Consider the following 14,056-nt stretch of genomic DNA (forward strand, 5'->3'; position numbering starts at 1 on the left):
ATGTTAAAAGATCAGGATCGCATCTTTACCAATCTCTACGGCCTCAAGGATAAATCCCTGAAGGGCGTGAGAGCGCGCGGCCATTGGGACGGCACCAAGCAGATCATCGAAAAGGGCCGTGACTGGATCATCAACGAGATGAAGGCGTCCGGCCTTCGCGGTCGCGGCGGCGCAGGCTTCCCGACCGGTCTCAAGTGGTCCTTCATGCCGAAGGAAAATGACGGCCGTCCGCATTATCTCGTCGTCAACGCCGACGAATCCGAGCCCGGTACCTGCAAGGACCGCGAAATCCTGCGCAACGATCCGCATACGCTGATCGAAGGCTGCGTGATCGCCGGTTTCGCCATGGGCGCGCATACCGCCTATATCTATGTTCGCGGCGAATATATGCGCGAGCGTGAGGCGCTGCAGGCGGCCATCGACGAATGTTACGATGCCGGCCTGCTCGGCAAGAACAACAAGAACGGCTGGGATTTCGACATCTACGTCCATCACGGCGCGGGTGCCTATATCTGCGGCGAAGAGACGGCTCTGCTTGAAAGCCTTGAAGGCAAGAAGGGCCAGCCGCGCCTTAAACCCCCGTTCCCGGCGAATATGGGCCTCTATGGCTGCCCGACGACCGTCAACAACGTTGAATCGATCGCCGTTGCGCCGACCATCCTGCGCCGTGGTGCGGCATGGTTCTCGTCCATCGGTCGTCCGAACAATGTCGGCACCAAGCTGTTCATGGTCTCCGGCCATGTCGAGCGTCCCTGCACCTTCGAAGACGCGCTGGGCCTGTCCTTCCGTGAGCTGATCGAAACCCATTGCGGCGGCATTCGCGGCGGCTGGGACAATCTGCTCGGCGTCATCCCCGGCGGCGCATCGTGCCCCATCGTTCGCGGTGAGGACATGAAGGACGCCATCATGGACTTCGACGGCATGCGCGAAGTGAAGTCTTCCTTCGGCACCGGCGGCATGATCGTCATGGACAAGTCCACCGACGTCATCAAGGCGATTGCCCGCATCGCGGCCTTCTTCAAGCATGAAAGCTGCGGCCAGTGCACGCCGTGCCGTGAAGGCACCGGCTGGATGTGGCGCGTGCTGGAGCGCATGGTCAAGGGCAATGCCCAGAAGCGCGAAATCGACATGCTGTTCGAAGTGACGAAGCAGATCGAAGGCCACACCATCTGTGCGCTCGGCGACGCCGCCGCATGGCCGGTACAGGCGCTGATCCGCAATTTCCGTCCGGAAATCGAAAAGCGCATCGACCAATATACCTACAGGGCCATGGATGATGGCGCTGTTCTGGAAGCCGCTGAATAAGCATCAAAGGCTTCGAGCGGAGCCGGAAATTTCCGGCCCCGCAACACCATGAAACGCCTGGCGAACCTTCTGGATGCCGGGCGCGATTAAGGATTTGTTGCGGACCGTGTGAGACATGGGACGAACAGGCAACAGGACGTAAGTAGAACCATGGCAAAGCTCAAGGTTGACGGTAAAGAGATCGAGGTTCCGGATCATTTCACGCTGTTGCAGGCGTGCGAGGAGGCTGGTGCCGAAGTTCCGCGCTTTTGTTTTCATGAGCGCTTGTCGGTCGCGGGTAACTGCCGCATGTGTCTCATCGAGGTGAAGGGCGGACCGCCCAAGCCTGCCGCATCCTGCGCCATGGGCGTTCGCGATGTTCGCGGCGGCCCGAACGGTGAATTGCCTGAGGTTTTCACCAACACGCCGATGGTCAAGAAGGCCCGCGAAGGCGTGATGGAGTTCCTGCTCATCAACCACCCGCTGGATTGCCCGATCTGCGATCAGGGCGGCGAATGCGACCTGCAGGACCAGGCTATGGCCTTCGGTATCGCCGGTTCGCGTTACGCGGAAAACAAGCGCGCGGTTGAAGACAAATATATCGGCCCGCTCGTCAAGACGGTCATGAACCGCTGCATCCACTGCACGCGCTGCGTCCGTTTCACCACGGAAGTTGCCGGCATTGCCGAACTCGGCCTCATCGGCCGCGGCGAAGATGCCGAAATCACCACCTATCTCGAGCAGGCCATGACCTCGGAGCTTCAGGGCAACGTTGTTGACCTCTGCCCGGTCGGCGCGCTCACCTCCAAGCCTTTCGCCTTCACCGCCCGTCCGTGGGAACTGAACAAGACCGAAACCATCGACGTGATGGATGCGCTCGGTTCGGCCATCCGCGTCGATACCCGTGGCCGCGAAGTCATGCGCGTCATGCCGCGCGTCAACGAAGCGATCAATGAAGAGTGGATTTCCGACAAGAGCCGCTTCATCTGGGACGGCCTGAAGACGCAGCGCCTCGACCGGCCTTACGTCCGCAAGGATGGCCGTCTGCAGCCGGCAAGCTGGGGCGAAGCCTTCGGCGCGATCAAGCAGGCTGTTGCCGCAACGTCGGGCAACAAGATCGGTGCGATCGCCGGTGACTTGGCTTCCGTTGAAGAAATGTTCGCGCTGAAGTCGCTTCTCGCGTCGCTCGGTTCGGCCAATGTCGATTGCCGTCAGGATGGCGCAGCGCTCGATCCTTCGCTCGGCCGCGCCAGTTACATCTTCAATTCCACGATCGAAGGCATCGAGCAGGCAGACGCACTGCTGATCGTTGGCGCGAACCCGCGTTTCGAAGCGGCTGTCCTCAACGCCCGCATCCGCAAGCGCTGGCGTCGCGGCGGTTTCCCGATCGGCGTGATCGGCGAAGCCGGCGAATTGCGCTACAATTACGAATATCTCGGCTCGGGTGCTGAAACGCTCTCCGATCTGGCCAATGGTTCGCACAGCTTCGTCGACAAGCTGAAATCCGCCAAGAACCCGCTGATCATCATCGGCCAGGGTGCTCTGGCGCGCGCCGATGGTGCAGCCGTACTGGCTGCCGCCGCCAAGCTCGCGACCTCGGTAGGTGCTGTCACCGAAGAGTGGAACGGCTTCTCGGTTCTGCACACCGCAGCTGCCCGCGTCGGCGGTCTCGATATCGGCTTCTTGCCGGGCGAGGGCGGTGTTGCCGCCGCTGAAATGGTCGCCTCCATGGATGTTCTTTTCCTGCTCGGCGCCGATGAACTCGACCTGTCGAACAAGGGTGCCAAGTTCACCGTCTATATCGGCAGCCATGGCGATCAGGGCGCGATGAACGCCGACGTTATCCTTCCGGGTGCGGCCTATACCGAAAAGTCCGGTATCTGGGTCAACACCGAAGGCCGCGTGCAGCTGGGCAACCGCGCCGGCTTCGCACCGGGCGAAGCCCGTGAAGACTGGGCGATCCTGCGTGCGCTTTCCGACGTTCTCGGCAAGAAGCTGCCGTTCGATTCGCTGTCGGCGCTGCGCGGTCAGCTCTATGTCGCGCATCCGCATCTGGCGGAAACCGACGAGATCGCAGCCGGCAACGGTAAGGATATCGAGGCTTTGGCGGGCAAGACCGGCTCGCTCAACAAGTCGGCGTTTGCTTCGCCGGTAAAAGACTTTTATTTGACGAACCCGATTGCGCGCGCATCCGCCGTCATGGCCGAGTGCTCCGCATTGGCCCGCAACAATTTCCAGGCTGCGGCAGAGTAAGGGTAGGGGATTTATGGAACAGTTTTTCTGGAGCTACGTCTGGCCCGCGCTGATCATGGTCGGCCAGTCCCTGCTGCTTCTCGTTTGCCTTCTGGTGGCCATCGCCTTCCTGCTGCTCGCCGACCGCAAGGTCTGGGCGGCCGTGCAGCTGCGCCGTGGTCCGAACGTCGTTGGTCCCTTCGGTCTCTTCCAGTCCTTCGCCGACCTTTTGAAGTTCATCCTCAAGGAACCGGTCATTCCGGCCGGCGCCAACAAGGCGGTCTTCCTTCTGGCGCCGCTGGTTGCCGTGACGCTGGCGCTCGCCACCTACGCGGTCATCCCCTTTGCGGATGGCTGGGTCGTCGCCAATATCAATGTCGGCATTCTCTATATCTTCGCGATTTCCTCGCTTGAAGTGTACGGCATCATCATGGGCGGCTGGGCTTCGAACTCGAAGTATCCCTTCCTCGGCGCGCTTCGCTCCGCGGCACAGATGGTGTCCTATGAAGTGTCGATCGGTCTCGTCATCGTCACCGTTCTGCTTTGCGTCGGTTCGCTGAACCTGACGGACATCGTTCTGGCCCAGAAGACTGGCCTCGGCACCATGCTTGGCCTGCCGGCCTCGTTCCTTGACTGGCACTGGCTGTCGCTGTTCCCGATGTTCATCGTGTTCTTCATTTCGGGCCTTGCCGAAACCAACCGTCCGCCCTTCGACCTTCCGGAAGCGGAATCGGAACTGGTTGCCGGTCACATGGTCGAATATGGCTCCACGCCTTACATGATGTTCATGCTCGGCGAATATGCTGCGATCGTTTTGATCTGCTGCCTGACGACGATCCTGTTCATGGGCGGCTGGCTGCCGATCGTGGATGTGTGGTTCCTCAACTGGGTTCCGGGCATTGTCTGGTTCGCATTGAAGGGCTGCATGGTCTTCTTCATGATCGCGCTCACCAAGGCCTTCGTTCCGCGTTACCGTTATGACCAGCTCATGCGTCTCGGCTGGAAAGTGTTCCTGCCGCTGTCGCTCGCCATGGTCGTTATTGTTGCATTCGTATTGAAGCTGACGGGGTGGGCCGGTTGATGTCCGTACTCCTCGCTCAGAAATCTGGAGTTTGAGATGGCAAGCCTTTCCCAAGCCGTCAATTCACTGTTCCTCAAGGAGTTCGTCGGTGCGATCTTCCTGACGATGCGCCACTTCTTCAAGCAGAAGGCGACGGTGAACTATCCTTTCGAAAAGGGTCCGGTCTCTCCGCGCTTCCGTGGTGAGCACGCTCTGCGCCGTTATCCGAACGGTGAAGAACGCTGCATCGCCTGCAAGCTGTGTGAAGCGATCTGTCCTGCTCAGGCGATCACCATCGAAGCCGGCCCGCGCCGCAATGACGGCACCCGCCGCACGGTGCGTTACGATATCGACATGGTGAAGTGCATTTATTGCGGCTTCTGCCAGGAAGCCTGCCCGGTTGACGCCATCGTCGAGGGTCCGAACTTCGAATTCGCGACGGAAACCCGCGAGGAGCTTTATTTCGACAAGCAGAGGCTTCTCGACAATGGCGACCGCTGGGAGCGTGAAATCGCGCGTAACCTCGCACTGGATGCACCTTACCGTTAAGGTGCAACCGTCTTTCCGGGGGAGACCCCGGAAAGCGATGAAAAGTAAAATGCCTGCGCGGTTTTCGCCGGCGGGGACGAAACGGGTGAGGGGGCTTGAAGCCATCTTCTCCCGATGAGGACAAGAAGGCACCAAGATGGGTCTGCACGCTGTATTCTTTTATATATTCGCTTTCGTCGCCGTGGCGTCTGCGTTCATGGTCATCGCATCGAAGAACCCTGTTCATTCGGTGCTCTTCCTGATTTTGACCTTCTTCAACGCAGCCGCGCTGTTCCTGCTGACGGGGGCCGAATTCCTCGCCATGATCCTGCTGGTGGTCTATGTCGGCGCGGTCGCGGTGCTCTTCCTCTTCGTCGTCATGATGCTGGATGTGGATTTTGCCGAGCTGCGCTCCGGTGTGCTGCAATATGCCCCGGTCGGCGCGCTGATCGGTGTCATTCTGGCGGCTGAGCTGATCGTCGTGGTCGGCGGCAGCGTGCTGAACCCGGTCGCGGCAAAATCGATCACCATGCCGATCCCACCGGCGGCGGAGCGCACCAATACGGCTGCACTCGGCGATGTGCTCTATACCAATTACGTCTACTTCTTCCAGCTCGCCGGTCTCGTGCTGCTGGTGGCCATGATCGGCGCCATCGTGCTGACCCTGCGTCATCGCACCGACATCAAGCGGCAGGATATCTCCACGCAGGTCGGCCGCGACCCGAAGACCGCCGTCACCACGGTCAAGGTCAAGCCGGGCCAGGGCATCTGAAGGCGAACGGATCCAAGGAAACAGAATATGGAAATCGGTCTTTCCCACTACCTGACGGTCAGCGCCATCCTCTTCACGATTGGCGTCTTCGGCATCTTCCTCAATCGGAAGAACGTCATCGTCATCCTCATGTCGATCGAGCTTATCCTTCTGGCGGTCAACATCAACATGGTGGCCTTCTCGGCCTTCCTGAACGATATCGTCGGCCAGGTCTTCGCTTTGTTCATTCTGACCGTCGCAGCTGCAGAAGCGGCCATCGGTCTTGCAATACTCGTTGTCTTCTACCGCAACCGCGGATCGATCGCCGTTGAAGACGTCAATATGATGAAGGGCTGATAAGGCTATGATCTACAAGGCTATCGTCTTTCTTCCACTGATCGGCTTCCTGATCGCCGGCCTGTTCGGCCGCTCGATCGGCGCCAAGGCGTCGGAATATGTCACCACCGGTCTGATGATCGTGGTCGCCATCCTGTCGTGGATCGTCTTCTTCACCGTCGCGCTTGCCCATGGTGAGCCGGGCGAGGTGATCAAGGTTACTGTCTTGCGCTGGATCCAGTCCGGCGGCATCGACGTCGAATGGGCGTTCCGCATCGATACGCTGACGGCCGTCATGTTCGTCGTCGTCAACACGGTCTCGACGCTGGTGCACCTCTATTCGATCGGATACATGCACCACGATCCGCATCGTCCGCGTTTCTTCGCCTATCTGTCGCTCTTCACCTTCGCGATGCTGATGCTGGTGACCTCCGATAACCTGCTGCAGATGTTCTTCGGCTGGGAAGGCGTGGGTCTGGCGTCCTATCTGCTGATCGGTTTCTGGTTCAAGAAACCGTCGGCCTCTGCTGCCGCCATGAAGGCCTTCATCGTCAACCGCGTCGGTGACTTCGGCTTCATCCTCGGCATATCAGGCGTCTTCGTGCTGTTCGGCTCGATCAATCTCGAAACCGTCTTCGCCGCCGCCAGCACCTATCTGCCGGCCGAAGGTGCCGCCTCAACGGACACCGTGCTCAACCTCTTCGGCATGCAGCTCGACAAGGCCAACGCCATCACCGGCGTCTGCCTGCTGCTGTTCATGGGCGCCATGGGTAAATCGGCGCAGTTCCTGCTGCACACCTGGCTGCCGGACGCGATGGAAGGCCCGACCCCGGTGTCGGCCCTTATTCACGCCGCAACCATGGTCACCGCCGGCGTCTTCCTCGTCGCCCGCATGTCGCCGCTGTTTGAATTGTCGCCGGATGCGCTGACCGTCGTGACGCTGATCGGCGCGATCACCGCTTTCTTCGCGGCAACCGTCGGTCTTGTGCAGAACGATATCAAGCGCGTTATCGCCTATTCGACCTGCTCGCAGCTCGGTTACATGTTCGTGGCGCTCGGCGTCGGCGCTTATGGCGCTGCCGTGTTCCACCTCTTCACGCACGCCTTCTTCAAGGCCCTGTTGTTCTTGTGCGCCGGCTCGGTCATCCATGCCGTCGATGGCGAGCAGGACATGCGTTACATGGGTGGCCTGCGCAAGCACATCCCCATCACCTTCTGGACCATGACCGTCGGCACGCTTGCGCTGACCGGCGTCGGTATTCCGGGCACGATGATCGGCTTTGCCGGCTTCTTCTCGAAGGACGTCATCATCGAATCCGCTTACGCGTCCCATTCGGTGCTATCAGGTTTCGCCTTCACGCTTCTGGTCATCGCCGCGCTGTTCACCAGCTTCTATTCCTGGCGTCTGGCCTTCATGACCTTCTTCGGCAAGCCGCGCGCTTCGGCCGACGTCATGCACCATGTGCATGAATCGCCGATGGTCATGCTGATCCCGCTCTTCATCCTCACCATCGGCGCGATCTTTGCCGGTGTGGCCTTCGAAGGTTATTTCTTCGGCCATGAATATGCCGAATTCTGGAAGGGCGCGCTCTTTACGCTTCCGGAAAACGAAATCCTCGAGGAATTCCACCACGTTCCGCTGTGGGTCAAGTGGAGCCCGTTCTTCGCCATGGCCCTTGGTTTCGTGACCGCCTGGTACATGTATATCAAGTCGCCCGAGACGCCGAAGCGTCTGGCCGAGACCCATCGCGGCCTCTACCAGTTCCTTCTCAACAAGTGGTACTTCGACGAACTCTACGACTTCCTCTTCGTTCGTTCCGCAAAGGCGCTTGGCCGCTTCCTGTGGAAGAAGGGCGACGTTGCCGTCATCGACCACTATGGACCGAACGGCATTGCAGCGCGTGTGGTTGACGTGACCAACCGCATGGTCCGCCTGCAATCCGGTTACCTCTATCATTATGCCTTTGCGATGCTGATCGGCATCGCGGCGCTTGTCACCTGGATGATGCTCGGGAGTGCCCTCTGATGACCGATTGGCCCATTCTTTCAACGGTCACCTTTCTGCCGCTCGTCGGCGTGGTGCTCCTGCTCTTGACCAATGAGAACGGCCCCTATGGTCGCCGCAACATTCTCAATGTCTCGCTGCTGACGACCGTTTTCACCTTCCTGGTGTCGCTGTTCATCTGGATCGGTTTCGACAATTCGAATCCCGGTTTCCAGATGGTCGAAAAACACGCCTGGTTTGGCAACATCGCCGCCTACCATCTCGGCGTCGACGGTATCTCCATGCTGTTCGTCATCCTCACCACCTTCCTCATGCCGTTTTGCGTGCTGGCAAGCTGGGAATCGATCGAGAAGCGCGTCAAGGAATACATGATCGCCTTCCTGCTTCTGGAAGTCGTCATGATCGGCGTCTTCGTGGCGCTGGATACGGTTCTTTTCTACGTCTTCTTCGAAGCGACGCTGATCCCGATGTTCATCATCATCGGCGTCTGGGGCGGCAAGGATCGCGTTTACGCCTCCTACAAGTTCTTCCTCTACACGCTGCTCGGTTCGGTTCTGACCATGCTCGCCATCATGGCCATGTACTGGCAGGCCGGTACGACGGACATGACCGAACTCTTGAAATACGGCTTCCCGGCCGGCATGCAGACCTGGCTATGGCTTGCCTGTTTTGCGGCCTTCTCGGTCAAGATGCCGATGTGGCCGGTGCATACCTGGTTGCCCGACGCCCACGTTCAGGCGCCGACCGCTGGTTCCGTCATTCTTGCCGGCGTCATGCTGAAGCTTGGCGGTTACGGTTTCATCCGCTTCTCGCTGTCGATGTTCCCCTTGGCCTCGGATTATTTCGCACCCTTCGTCTTCACGCTGTCGGTTCTCGCCATCATCTACACCTCGCTGGTGGCGATGATGCAGGACGACATCAAGAAGCTGATCGCCTATTCCTCCGTCGCCCACATGGGTTACGTGACCATGGGCATTTTCGCCGCCAACGTGCAGGGCGTGCAGGGCGCGATCTTCCAGATGCTGTCGCACGGTATCGTATCTGGCGCACTCTTCCTCTGCGTCGGCGTTGTCTATGACCGGCTGCATACCCGCGAGATTTCCGCCTATGGTGGTCTCGTCAACAACATGCCGAAATATGCGGTCGCCTTCATGATTTTCACCATGGCCAATGTCGGTTTGCCCGGCACCTCCGGCTTCGTTGGTGAATTCCTGACGCTGGTCGGCGTCTTCCGCGCCAACACGCTGGTCGCACTGTTTGCGGCAACCGGCGTCATCCTCTCGGCCGCCTATGCGCTGTGGCTTTACCGCCGCGTGATCTTCGGTGCGCTGGAGAAGGAAAGCCTGAAGGCGATGCTCGATCTGTCGACCCGCGAAAAGGTCATCCTTTATCCGCTGGTTGCGCTGACGATCTTCTTCGGTGTTTATCCGGCACCGGTGTTCGATGCGACAGCCGCATCGGTCGATCTTCTGGTAAACAACTATTCGGCTGCATTGCAGGCGGCGCAAAATGTTGCGCTCACTATGAATTGACGACAGGACCCGTTGGACATGACCGCTGAAATCCTTTTTGCCAGTCTGCACATCGCGACGCCCGAGCTGATCCTTGCGGTCGGCGCGCTGGCGCTGCTCATGATTGGCGTCTTCTCGGGCGACAAGTCGACAACGACGGTCACCGGCCTTGCCGTTGCCCTCCTGCTCGTCGTCGGTCTCTGGATCATTTTCGCCCCGGCATCGGGCGTTGCCTTCGGCGGTGTGTACATCGCCGATTCCTTCGGCAACTTCATGAAGGTGCTGGCGCTGATCGGTTCCATCACCGCCATGATCCTCGCTGTCGGCCAGGGTCGCTTCGAGCCGATCGGCCGTTTCGAATATCCGGTGCTGCTGGTTCTCGCGACGCTGGGCATCCTGCTGATGATCTCGGCCAACAACCTGATCTCGCTCTACATGGCGCTGGAACTGCAGTCGCTGGCGCTTTATGTCGTCTGCGCCATCAACCGCGAGAGCCTGCGCTCCACGGAAGCCGGCCTGAAGTACTTCGTTCTCGGCGCGCTCTCCTCCGGCATGCTGCTTTACGGCATGTCGCTGGTTTACGGTTTCACCGGCAATACCGGCTTTACCGAAATCGCCCAGGTGCTGGCGTCGGAAACCCGTTCGCTCGGCCTCGTCTTCGGTCTGGTCTTTGTTCTCGCCGGCCTTGCATTCAAGATTTCGGCCGTGCCGTTCCACATGTGGACGCCGGACGTTTATGAAGGCGCGCCGACCCCGGTCACCGCCTTTCTTTCGGCGGCACCCAAGATCGGCGCCATGGCGATCTTCGTGCGCATCGTCGTTGAAGCTTTCCAGCCGGTCTTTGCCGACTGGCAGCAGATCGTCGTCTTCATCTCCATCGCTTCGATGCTGCTCGGCTCGTTTGCCGCGATCGGCCAGAAGAACATCAAGCGCCTGATGGCCTATTCCTCCATCGGCCACATGGGTTATGCGCTGGTCGGTCTTGCCGCCGGCACGCAGGCAGGCATTTCGGGCGTCATCCTCTACATGGCCATCTACATGGTCATGACGCTCGGCACTTTCGCCTGCATTCTCTCCATGCGCCGCAAGGAAATCGGCAATGTCGAAAATGTTGAGGACCTGGCCGGGCTTTCGTCCACCAACCCGTTCATGGCGGTGGTTCTGACGATCCTGATGTTCTCGCTTGCCGGCATTCCTCCGCTCGCCGGCTTCTTCGGCAAGTATTATGTCTTCCTTGCCGCCATCGAAGCCAAGCTCTATCCGCTCGCCGTCATCGGTGTGATCGGCTCGGTTGTCGGCGCTTATTATTATATCCGCATCGTCAAGGTCATGTGGTTCGATGAAGCCAAGGGCAGCTTCGAGCGTCCGGCGGGCGAGCTGAAAGTGGTTTATGCGCTTTCGGGTCTGTTTGTTGTCGCTTTCGTCGTCTTCGGCGGTGCGCTTGGCAACGCTGTCACGGTTGCAGCAAAGACGTTCTTTTGATCGACACGCCGCAGCATACGGGCCGGATGTCCATCGATGACTTCCGGCACGAGGCGATGGTGGAAACGCCATCGACCAACATAGAATGTTTCGCCCGTGCAAGGGCGGGCGATGGCGACAATCTGTGGATTACCGCCATCCGCCAGACGGGTGGGCGCGGGCGTCGCGGTCGGCCCTGGGTTTCCGAACCCGGTAATCTCTATGCGTCTCTTCTTCTCATCGATCCTGCGCCGATGGACCGTATCGGCTCTTTGCCGCTTGCCTTTGCGCTGGCTGTCTATCGCGCCATCCGGGCGGTCCTGCCGACAGGCGGCGCGCCGCTTGAGATCAAATGGCCGAACGACGTGCTGATTGGCCGTCAGAAGACTTGCGGCATTTTGATGGAAGCGGAACTCCTGCCGGATGGGCGGCGGGCAATCGTCATCGGCATCGGTATCAATATCGCCCATAAGCCGGACAATCCGCTTTATCCCGTCACCATGTTGTCCGAACACGGCGCTTCCTGCTCTCCCGACGAACTTTTCGCCCATCTGTTCCGCGAGACGGCGGATGTGCTGCGAGACTGGGATGAGGGCAGGGGTGTGGCCGGTGTCATGGCCGGCTGGCGGGCGGCGGCCTGCGGCATCGGCGAACATATCACCGTCAACTTCCCCGATCGCTCGATCGGCGGGCGTTTCGTCGGAATTGATGATAATGGTTATTTGCTGCTGGATGAGGATGAGGGCGCAAGGCGTTCAATTGCCGCCGGCGATGTGTTTTTCGGATGAGAGCATTTCCAGTAAAAGTGCGTAGCGGTTTTACGTCAGGAAAATGCGTAAAAACAAAAAGGTAGGGCATTTTCGCGTTTCGGAGAAAAGCGAAAGTGCTCGAGGTGAACGGTGCGGCCAAGGACCCGCGCCGAACCGGATCCCACAGGTTGGAGTTTTCCTGCAGCTCAAAAAAAGCAGGATGGCAGACCGGCTCCGCATCGGCCCGGTCGATCAGATGGTTTAACAGGCCCGATGCTGCAAACATGCGCGGGGCGCGGCAAAGTGCCGTCGTCCACGTGCGCTCGCGAATGGATAAGAAAAACAATGGCTAAACAGGACGAACTGGTCTTCCTGCCGCTTGGCGGCGTCGGTGAAATCGGCATGAATCTGGCGCTTTACGGCTACGGTCCGGCAAGCAAGCGTGAATGGATCATGGTGGATTGCGGCGTGACCTTTGCCGGTCTCGATTTGCCGGGCGTCGATCTGGTGCTGCCCGACATCACCTATATCGCCGAACAGAAGAAAAACCTCAAAGGCATCATCATCACCCACGCCCATGAGGACCATTACGGCGCGCTGAACGATCTGTGGCCGGGCCTCAACGTGCCGGTCTATGCCTCGGGTTTCACCGCCGGCATGCTGGAGGCGAAACGCGCCTATGAGGGCAGCCGCGCCGAAATTCCGATCACTCCCTTTAAGGCTGGCGACCGCATCAATGTCGGTCCGTTCGAAATCGAAGCCGTCGGCGTCAACCACTCCATCCCGGAGCCGATGTCGCTGGTCATCCGCACACCGCTCGGCAACGTCATCCATACCGGCGACTGGAAAATCGATGAAGCGCCGTCGCTCGGTCCGTTGACGGATGAAGCCCGCTTCCGCGCCATCGGCGAAGAGGGCGTGCTGGCACTGATGTGCGACAGTACCAACTCTGTCCGTGATGGCGTTTCGCCCTCCGAACACGAGGTTTCCGAAGGCCTGCGGCAGATCATTGAGAATGCCGAAGGCCGAGTGGCCGTTACCACCTTCTCCTCCAATGTCGGGCGTATCCGCTCGATTGCGCAGGCCGCAGAGGCCGCGGGCCGTGAGGTGCTGCTGCTTGGCTCGTCGCTGAAGCGCGTCGTCAACGTCTCGCAGGACCTCGGCATCATGGAAGGCATCAAGCCATTCCTCGCCGAAGATGAATATGGCTATATTCCGCGCGACAAGGTGGTGCTGATCCTGACCGGTTCGCAGGGTGAGCCGCGTGCCGCCCTTGCCAAACTCTCGCGTGACGAGATGCGCAATGTGGCGCTCGCTTCCGGTGACACGGTGGTGTTTTCGTCCCGCGCCATTCCCGGCAATGAAAAGGCCATCATCGACATCAAGAACGGCCTGATCGAGCAGGGTGTCCATATCATCACCGACAACGAAGCGCTGGTCCATGTTTCCGGCCATCCGCGCCGCAACGAGCTTCTGAAGATGTATGAATGGACGAAGCCGCAGATCGTTGTGCCCGTCCATGGCGAGGCGGCGCATCTGGTGGCGCAGAAGGAACTTGCCGAACAGGCCGGCATTTCGCAGGTGCCGAAGGTGCGCAACGGCAATGTTCTGCGTCTGGCCCCCGGTCCTGCGGAAGTCATCGATGATGCGCCGCATGGCCGCGTCTTCAAGGACGGCAATCTCATTGGCGACATGGACGAGATGGGCATCAGCAACCGCCGCAAACTCTCCTTCGCCGGTCACGTCTCCGTCAATGTCGTGCTGGATAGCCGTTACGACTTCCTCGGTGATCCCGATGTCGTGCCTTTCGGCCTGCCGGAATTCGATGACGAGGGCGAGGACATGGAGGACACGCTTTATGACGCCGTTCTCGGCGCTGTGGAGAGCATTCCCCGCGCCCGCCGCAAGGATCTGGAACTGCTGCGCGAAGCGGTGCGCCGCGCCGTTCGCGCCGCCGCCAACCAGACCTGGGGCAAGAAGCCGATCGTAACGGTTTTCGTCACAAAGGTTTGAGCGGGGAGGCAAGAGCTTTCGGGTGACCGTATCATCCGCACCTGTCACCCCGGACTAGATCCGGGGTCCAACGGGAGCCCTCAATCGCTTTAAGACTCGTCTCACGGCGCAGACGCGGCGTGGCTG

The 14,056-nt window shown here is 59.7% G+C and carries 11 protein-coding genes; all 11 read left to right on the forward strand.

From position 1 onward, the window contains the following. The 11 genes from nuoF (at window position 1) to CFBP6623_RS04980 (ending at window position 13,930) form a co-directional block, all read left to right on the forward strand. Entirely contained in the window at window positions 1–1,305 is a 1,305-nt protein-coding gene (gene nuoF / locus CFBP6623_RS04930) for an NADH-quinone oxidoreductase subunit NuoF (protein ID WP_046800311.1), read from the forward strand. A gap of 150 nt (window positions 1,306–1,455) precedes the next feature. Next, on the forward strand, window positions 1,456–3,537 hold the full coding sequence (gene nuoG, locus CFBP6623_RS04935; RefSeq protein ID WP_046800310.1) for an NADH-quinone oxidoreductase subunit NuoG: 2,082 nt from the start codon (window positions 1,456–1,458) through the stop codon (window positions 3,535–3,537). A gap of 13 nt (window positions 3,538–3,550) precedes the next feature. Next, window positions 3,551–4,597 carry an NADH-quinone oxidoreductase subunit NuoH gene (gene nuoH, locus CFBP6623_RS04940; protein ID WP_046800309.1) on the forward strand — a complete coding sequence of 349 codons (1,047 nt, stop codon included), beginning with the start codon at window positions 3,551–3,553 and terminating at the stop codon, window positions 4,595–4,597. Window positions 4,598–4,633: 36 nt separating this feature from the next. After that, window positions 4,634–5,125 carry an NADH-quinone oxidoreductase subunit NuoI gene (gene nuoI, locus CFBP6623_RS04945; RefSeq protein WP_003512679.1) on the forward strand — a complete coding sequence of 164 codons (492 nt, stop codon included), beginning with the start codon at window positions 4,634–4,636 and terminating at the stop codon, window positions 5,123–5,125. Between the two features lie 136 nt (window positions 5,126–5,261). Next, the gene (locus CFBP6623_RS04950; RefSeq protein ID WP_052818538.1) at window positions 5,262–5,876 is read left to right on the forward strand and encodes an NADH-quinone oxidoreductase subunit J; all 615 of its coding nucleotides are present in this window, start codon (window positions 5,262–5,264) and stop codon (window positions 5,874–5,876) included. 27 nt (window positions 5,877–5,903) lie between these two features. After that, on the forward strand, window positions 5,904–6,212 hold the full coding sequence (gene nuoK / locus CFBP6623_RS04955; RefSeq protein ID WP_003521516.1) for an NADH-quinone oxidoreductase subunit NuoK: 309 nt from the start codon (window positions 5,904–5,906) through the stop codon (window positions 6,210–6,212). Between the two features lie 7 nt (window positions 6,213–6,219). Continuing rightward, on the forward strand, window positions 6,220–8,217 hold the full coding sequence (gene nuoL / locus CFBP6623_RS04960) for an NADH-quinone oxidoreductase subunit L (RefSeq protein WP_046800307.1): 1,998 nt from the start codon (window positions 6,220–6,222) through the stop codon (window positions 8,215–8,217). Continuing rightward, window positions 8,217–9,728 (forward strand): NADH-quinone oxidoreductase subunit M, encoded by a 1,512-nt coding sequence (locus tag CFBP6623_RS04965; RefSeq protein ID WP_046800306.1) that lies wholly within the window; start codon window positions 8,217–8,219, stop codon window positions 9,726–9,728. The genes nuoL and CFBP6623_RS04965 overlap by 1 nt, the downstream gene beginning before the upstream one ends. 18 nt (window positions 9,729–9,746) lie before the next feature. Continuing rightward, window positions 9,747–11,189, forward strand: a complete 1,443-nt coding sequence (nuoN, locus tag CFBP6623_RS04970; protein ID WP_046800378.1) for an NADH-quinone oxidoreductase subunit NuoN — start codon at window positions 9,747–9,749, stop codon at window positions 11,187–11,189. 26 nt (window positions 11,190–11,215) lie between these two features. Then, window positions 11,216–11,956, forward strand: coding sequence for a biotin--[acetyl-CoA-carboxylase] ligase (locus CFBP6623_RS04975; protein ID WP_046800377.1), 741 nt, complete (start codon window positions 11,216–11,218; stop codon window positions 11,954–11,956). A 306-nt stretch (window positions 11,957–12,262) separates the two neighbouring features. Further along, the gene (locus tag CFBP6623_RS04980; protein ID WP_046800305.1) at window positions 12,263–13,930 is read left to right on the forward strand and encodes a ribonuclease J; all 1,668 of its coding nucleotides are present in this window, start codon (window positions 12,263–12,265) and stop codon (window positions 13,928–13,930) included. Window positions 13,931–14,056: the final 126 nt, after the last annotated feature.

Origin of the sequence: Agrobacterium tumefaciens, from assembly GCF_005221385.1 — a bacterium.
Classification (GTDB): Bacteria; Pseudomonadota; Alphaproteobacteria; order Rhizobiales; family Rhizobiaceae; genus Agrobacterium; species Agrobacterium tomkonis.

Coding starts and splice junctions, on each gene's coding strand:
- nuoF (WP_046800311.1), top strand. CDS start 1: ATGTTAAAAGATCAGGATCGCATCTTTACCAATCTCTACGGCCTCAAG.
- nuoG (WP_046800310.1), top strand. CDS start 1,456: ATGGCAAAGCTCAAGGTTGACGGTAAAGAGATCGAGGTTCCGGATCAT.
- nuoH (WP_046800309.1), top strand. CDS start 3,551: ATGGAACAGTTTTTCTGGAGCTACGTCTGGCCCGCGCTGATCATGGTC.
- nuoI (WP_003512679.1), top strand. CDS start 4,634: ATGGCAAGCCTTTCCCAAGCCGTCAATTCACTGTTCCTCAAGGAGTTC.
- CFBP6623_RS04950 (WP_052818538.1), top strand. CDS start 5,262: ATGGGTCTGCACGCTGTATTCTTTTATATATTCGCTTTCGTCGCCGTG.
- nuoK (WP_003521516.1), top strand. CDS start 5,904: ATGGAAATCGGTCTTTCCCACTACCTGACGGTCAGCGCCATCCTCTTC.
- nuoL (WP_046800307.1), top strand. CDS start 6,220: ATGATCTACAAGGCTATCGTCTTTCTTCCACTGATCGGCTTCCTGATC.
- CFBP6623_RS04965 (WP_046800306.1), top strand. CDS start 8,217: ATGACCGATTGGCCCATTCTTTCAACGGTCACCTTTCTGCCGCTCGTC.
- nuoN (WP_046800378.1), top strand. CDS start 9,747: ATGACCGCTGAAATCCTTTTTGCCAGTCTGCACATCGCGACGCCCGAG.
- CFBP6623_RS04975 (WP_046800377.1), top strand. CDS start 11,216: ATGTCCATCGATGACTTCCGGCACGAGGCGATGGTGGAAACGCCATCG.
- CFBP6623_RS04980 (WP_046800305.1), top strand. CDS start 12,263: ATGGCTAAACAGGACGAACTGGTCTTCCTGCCGCTTGGCGGCGTCGGT.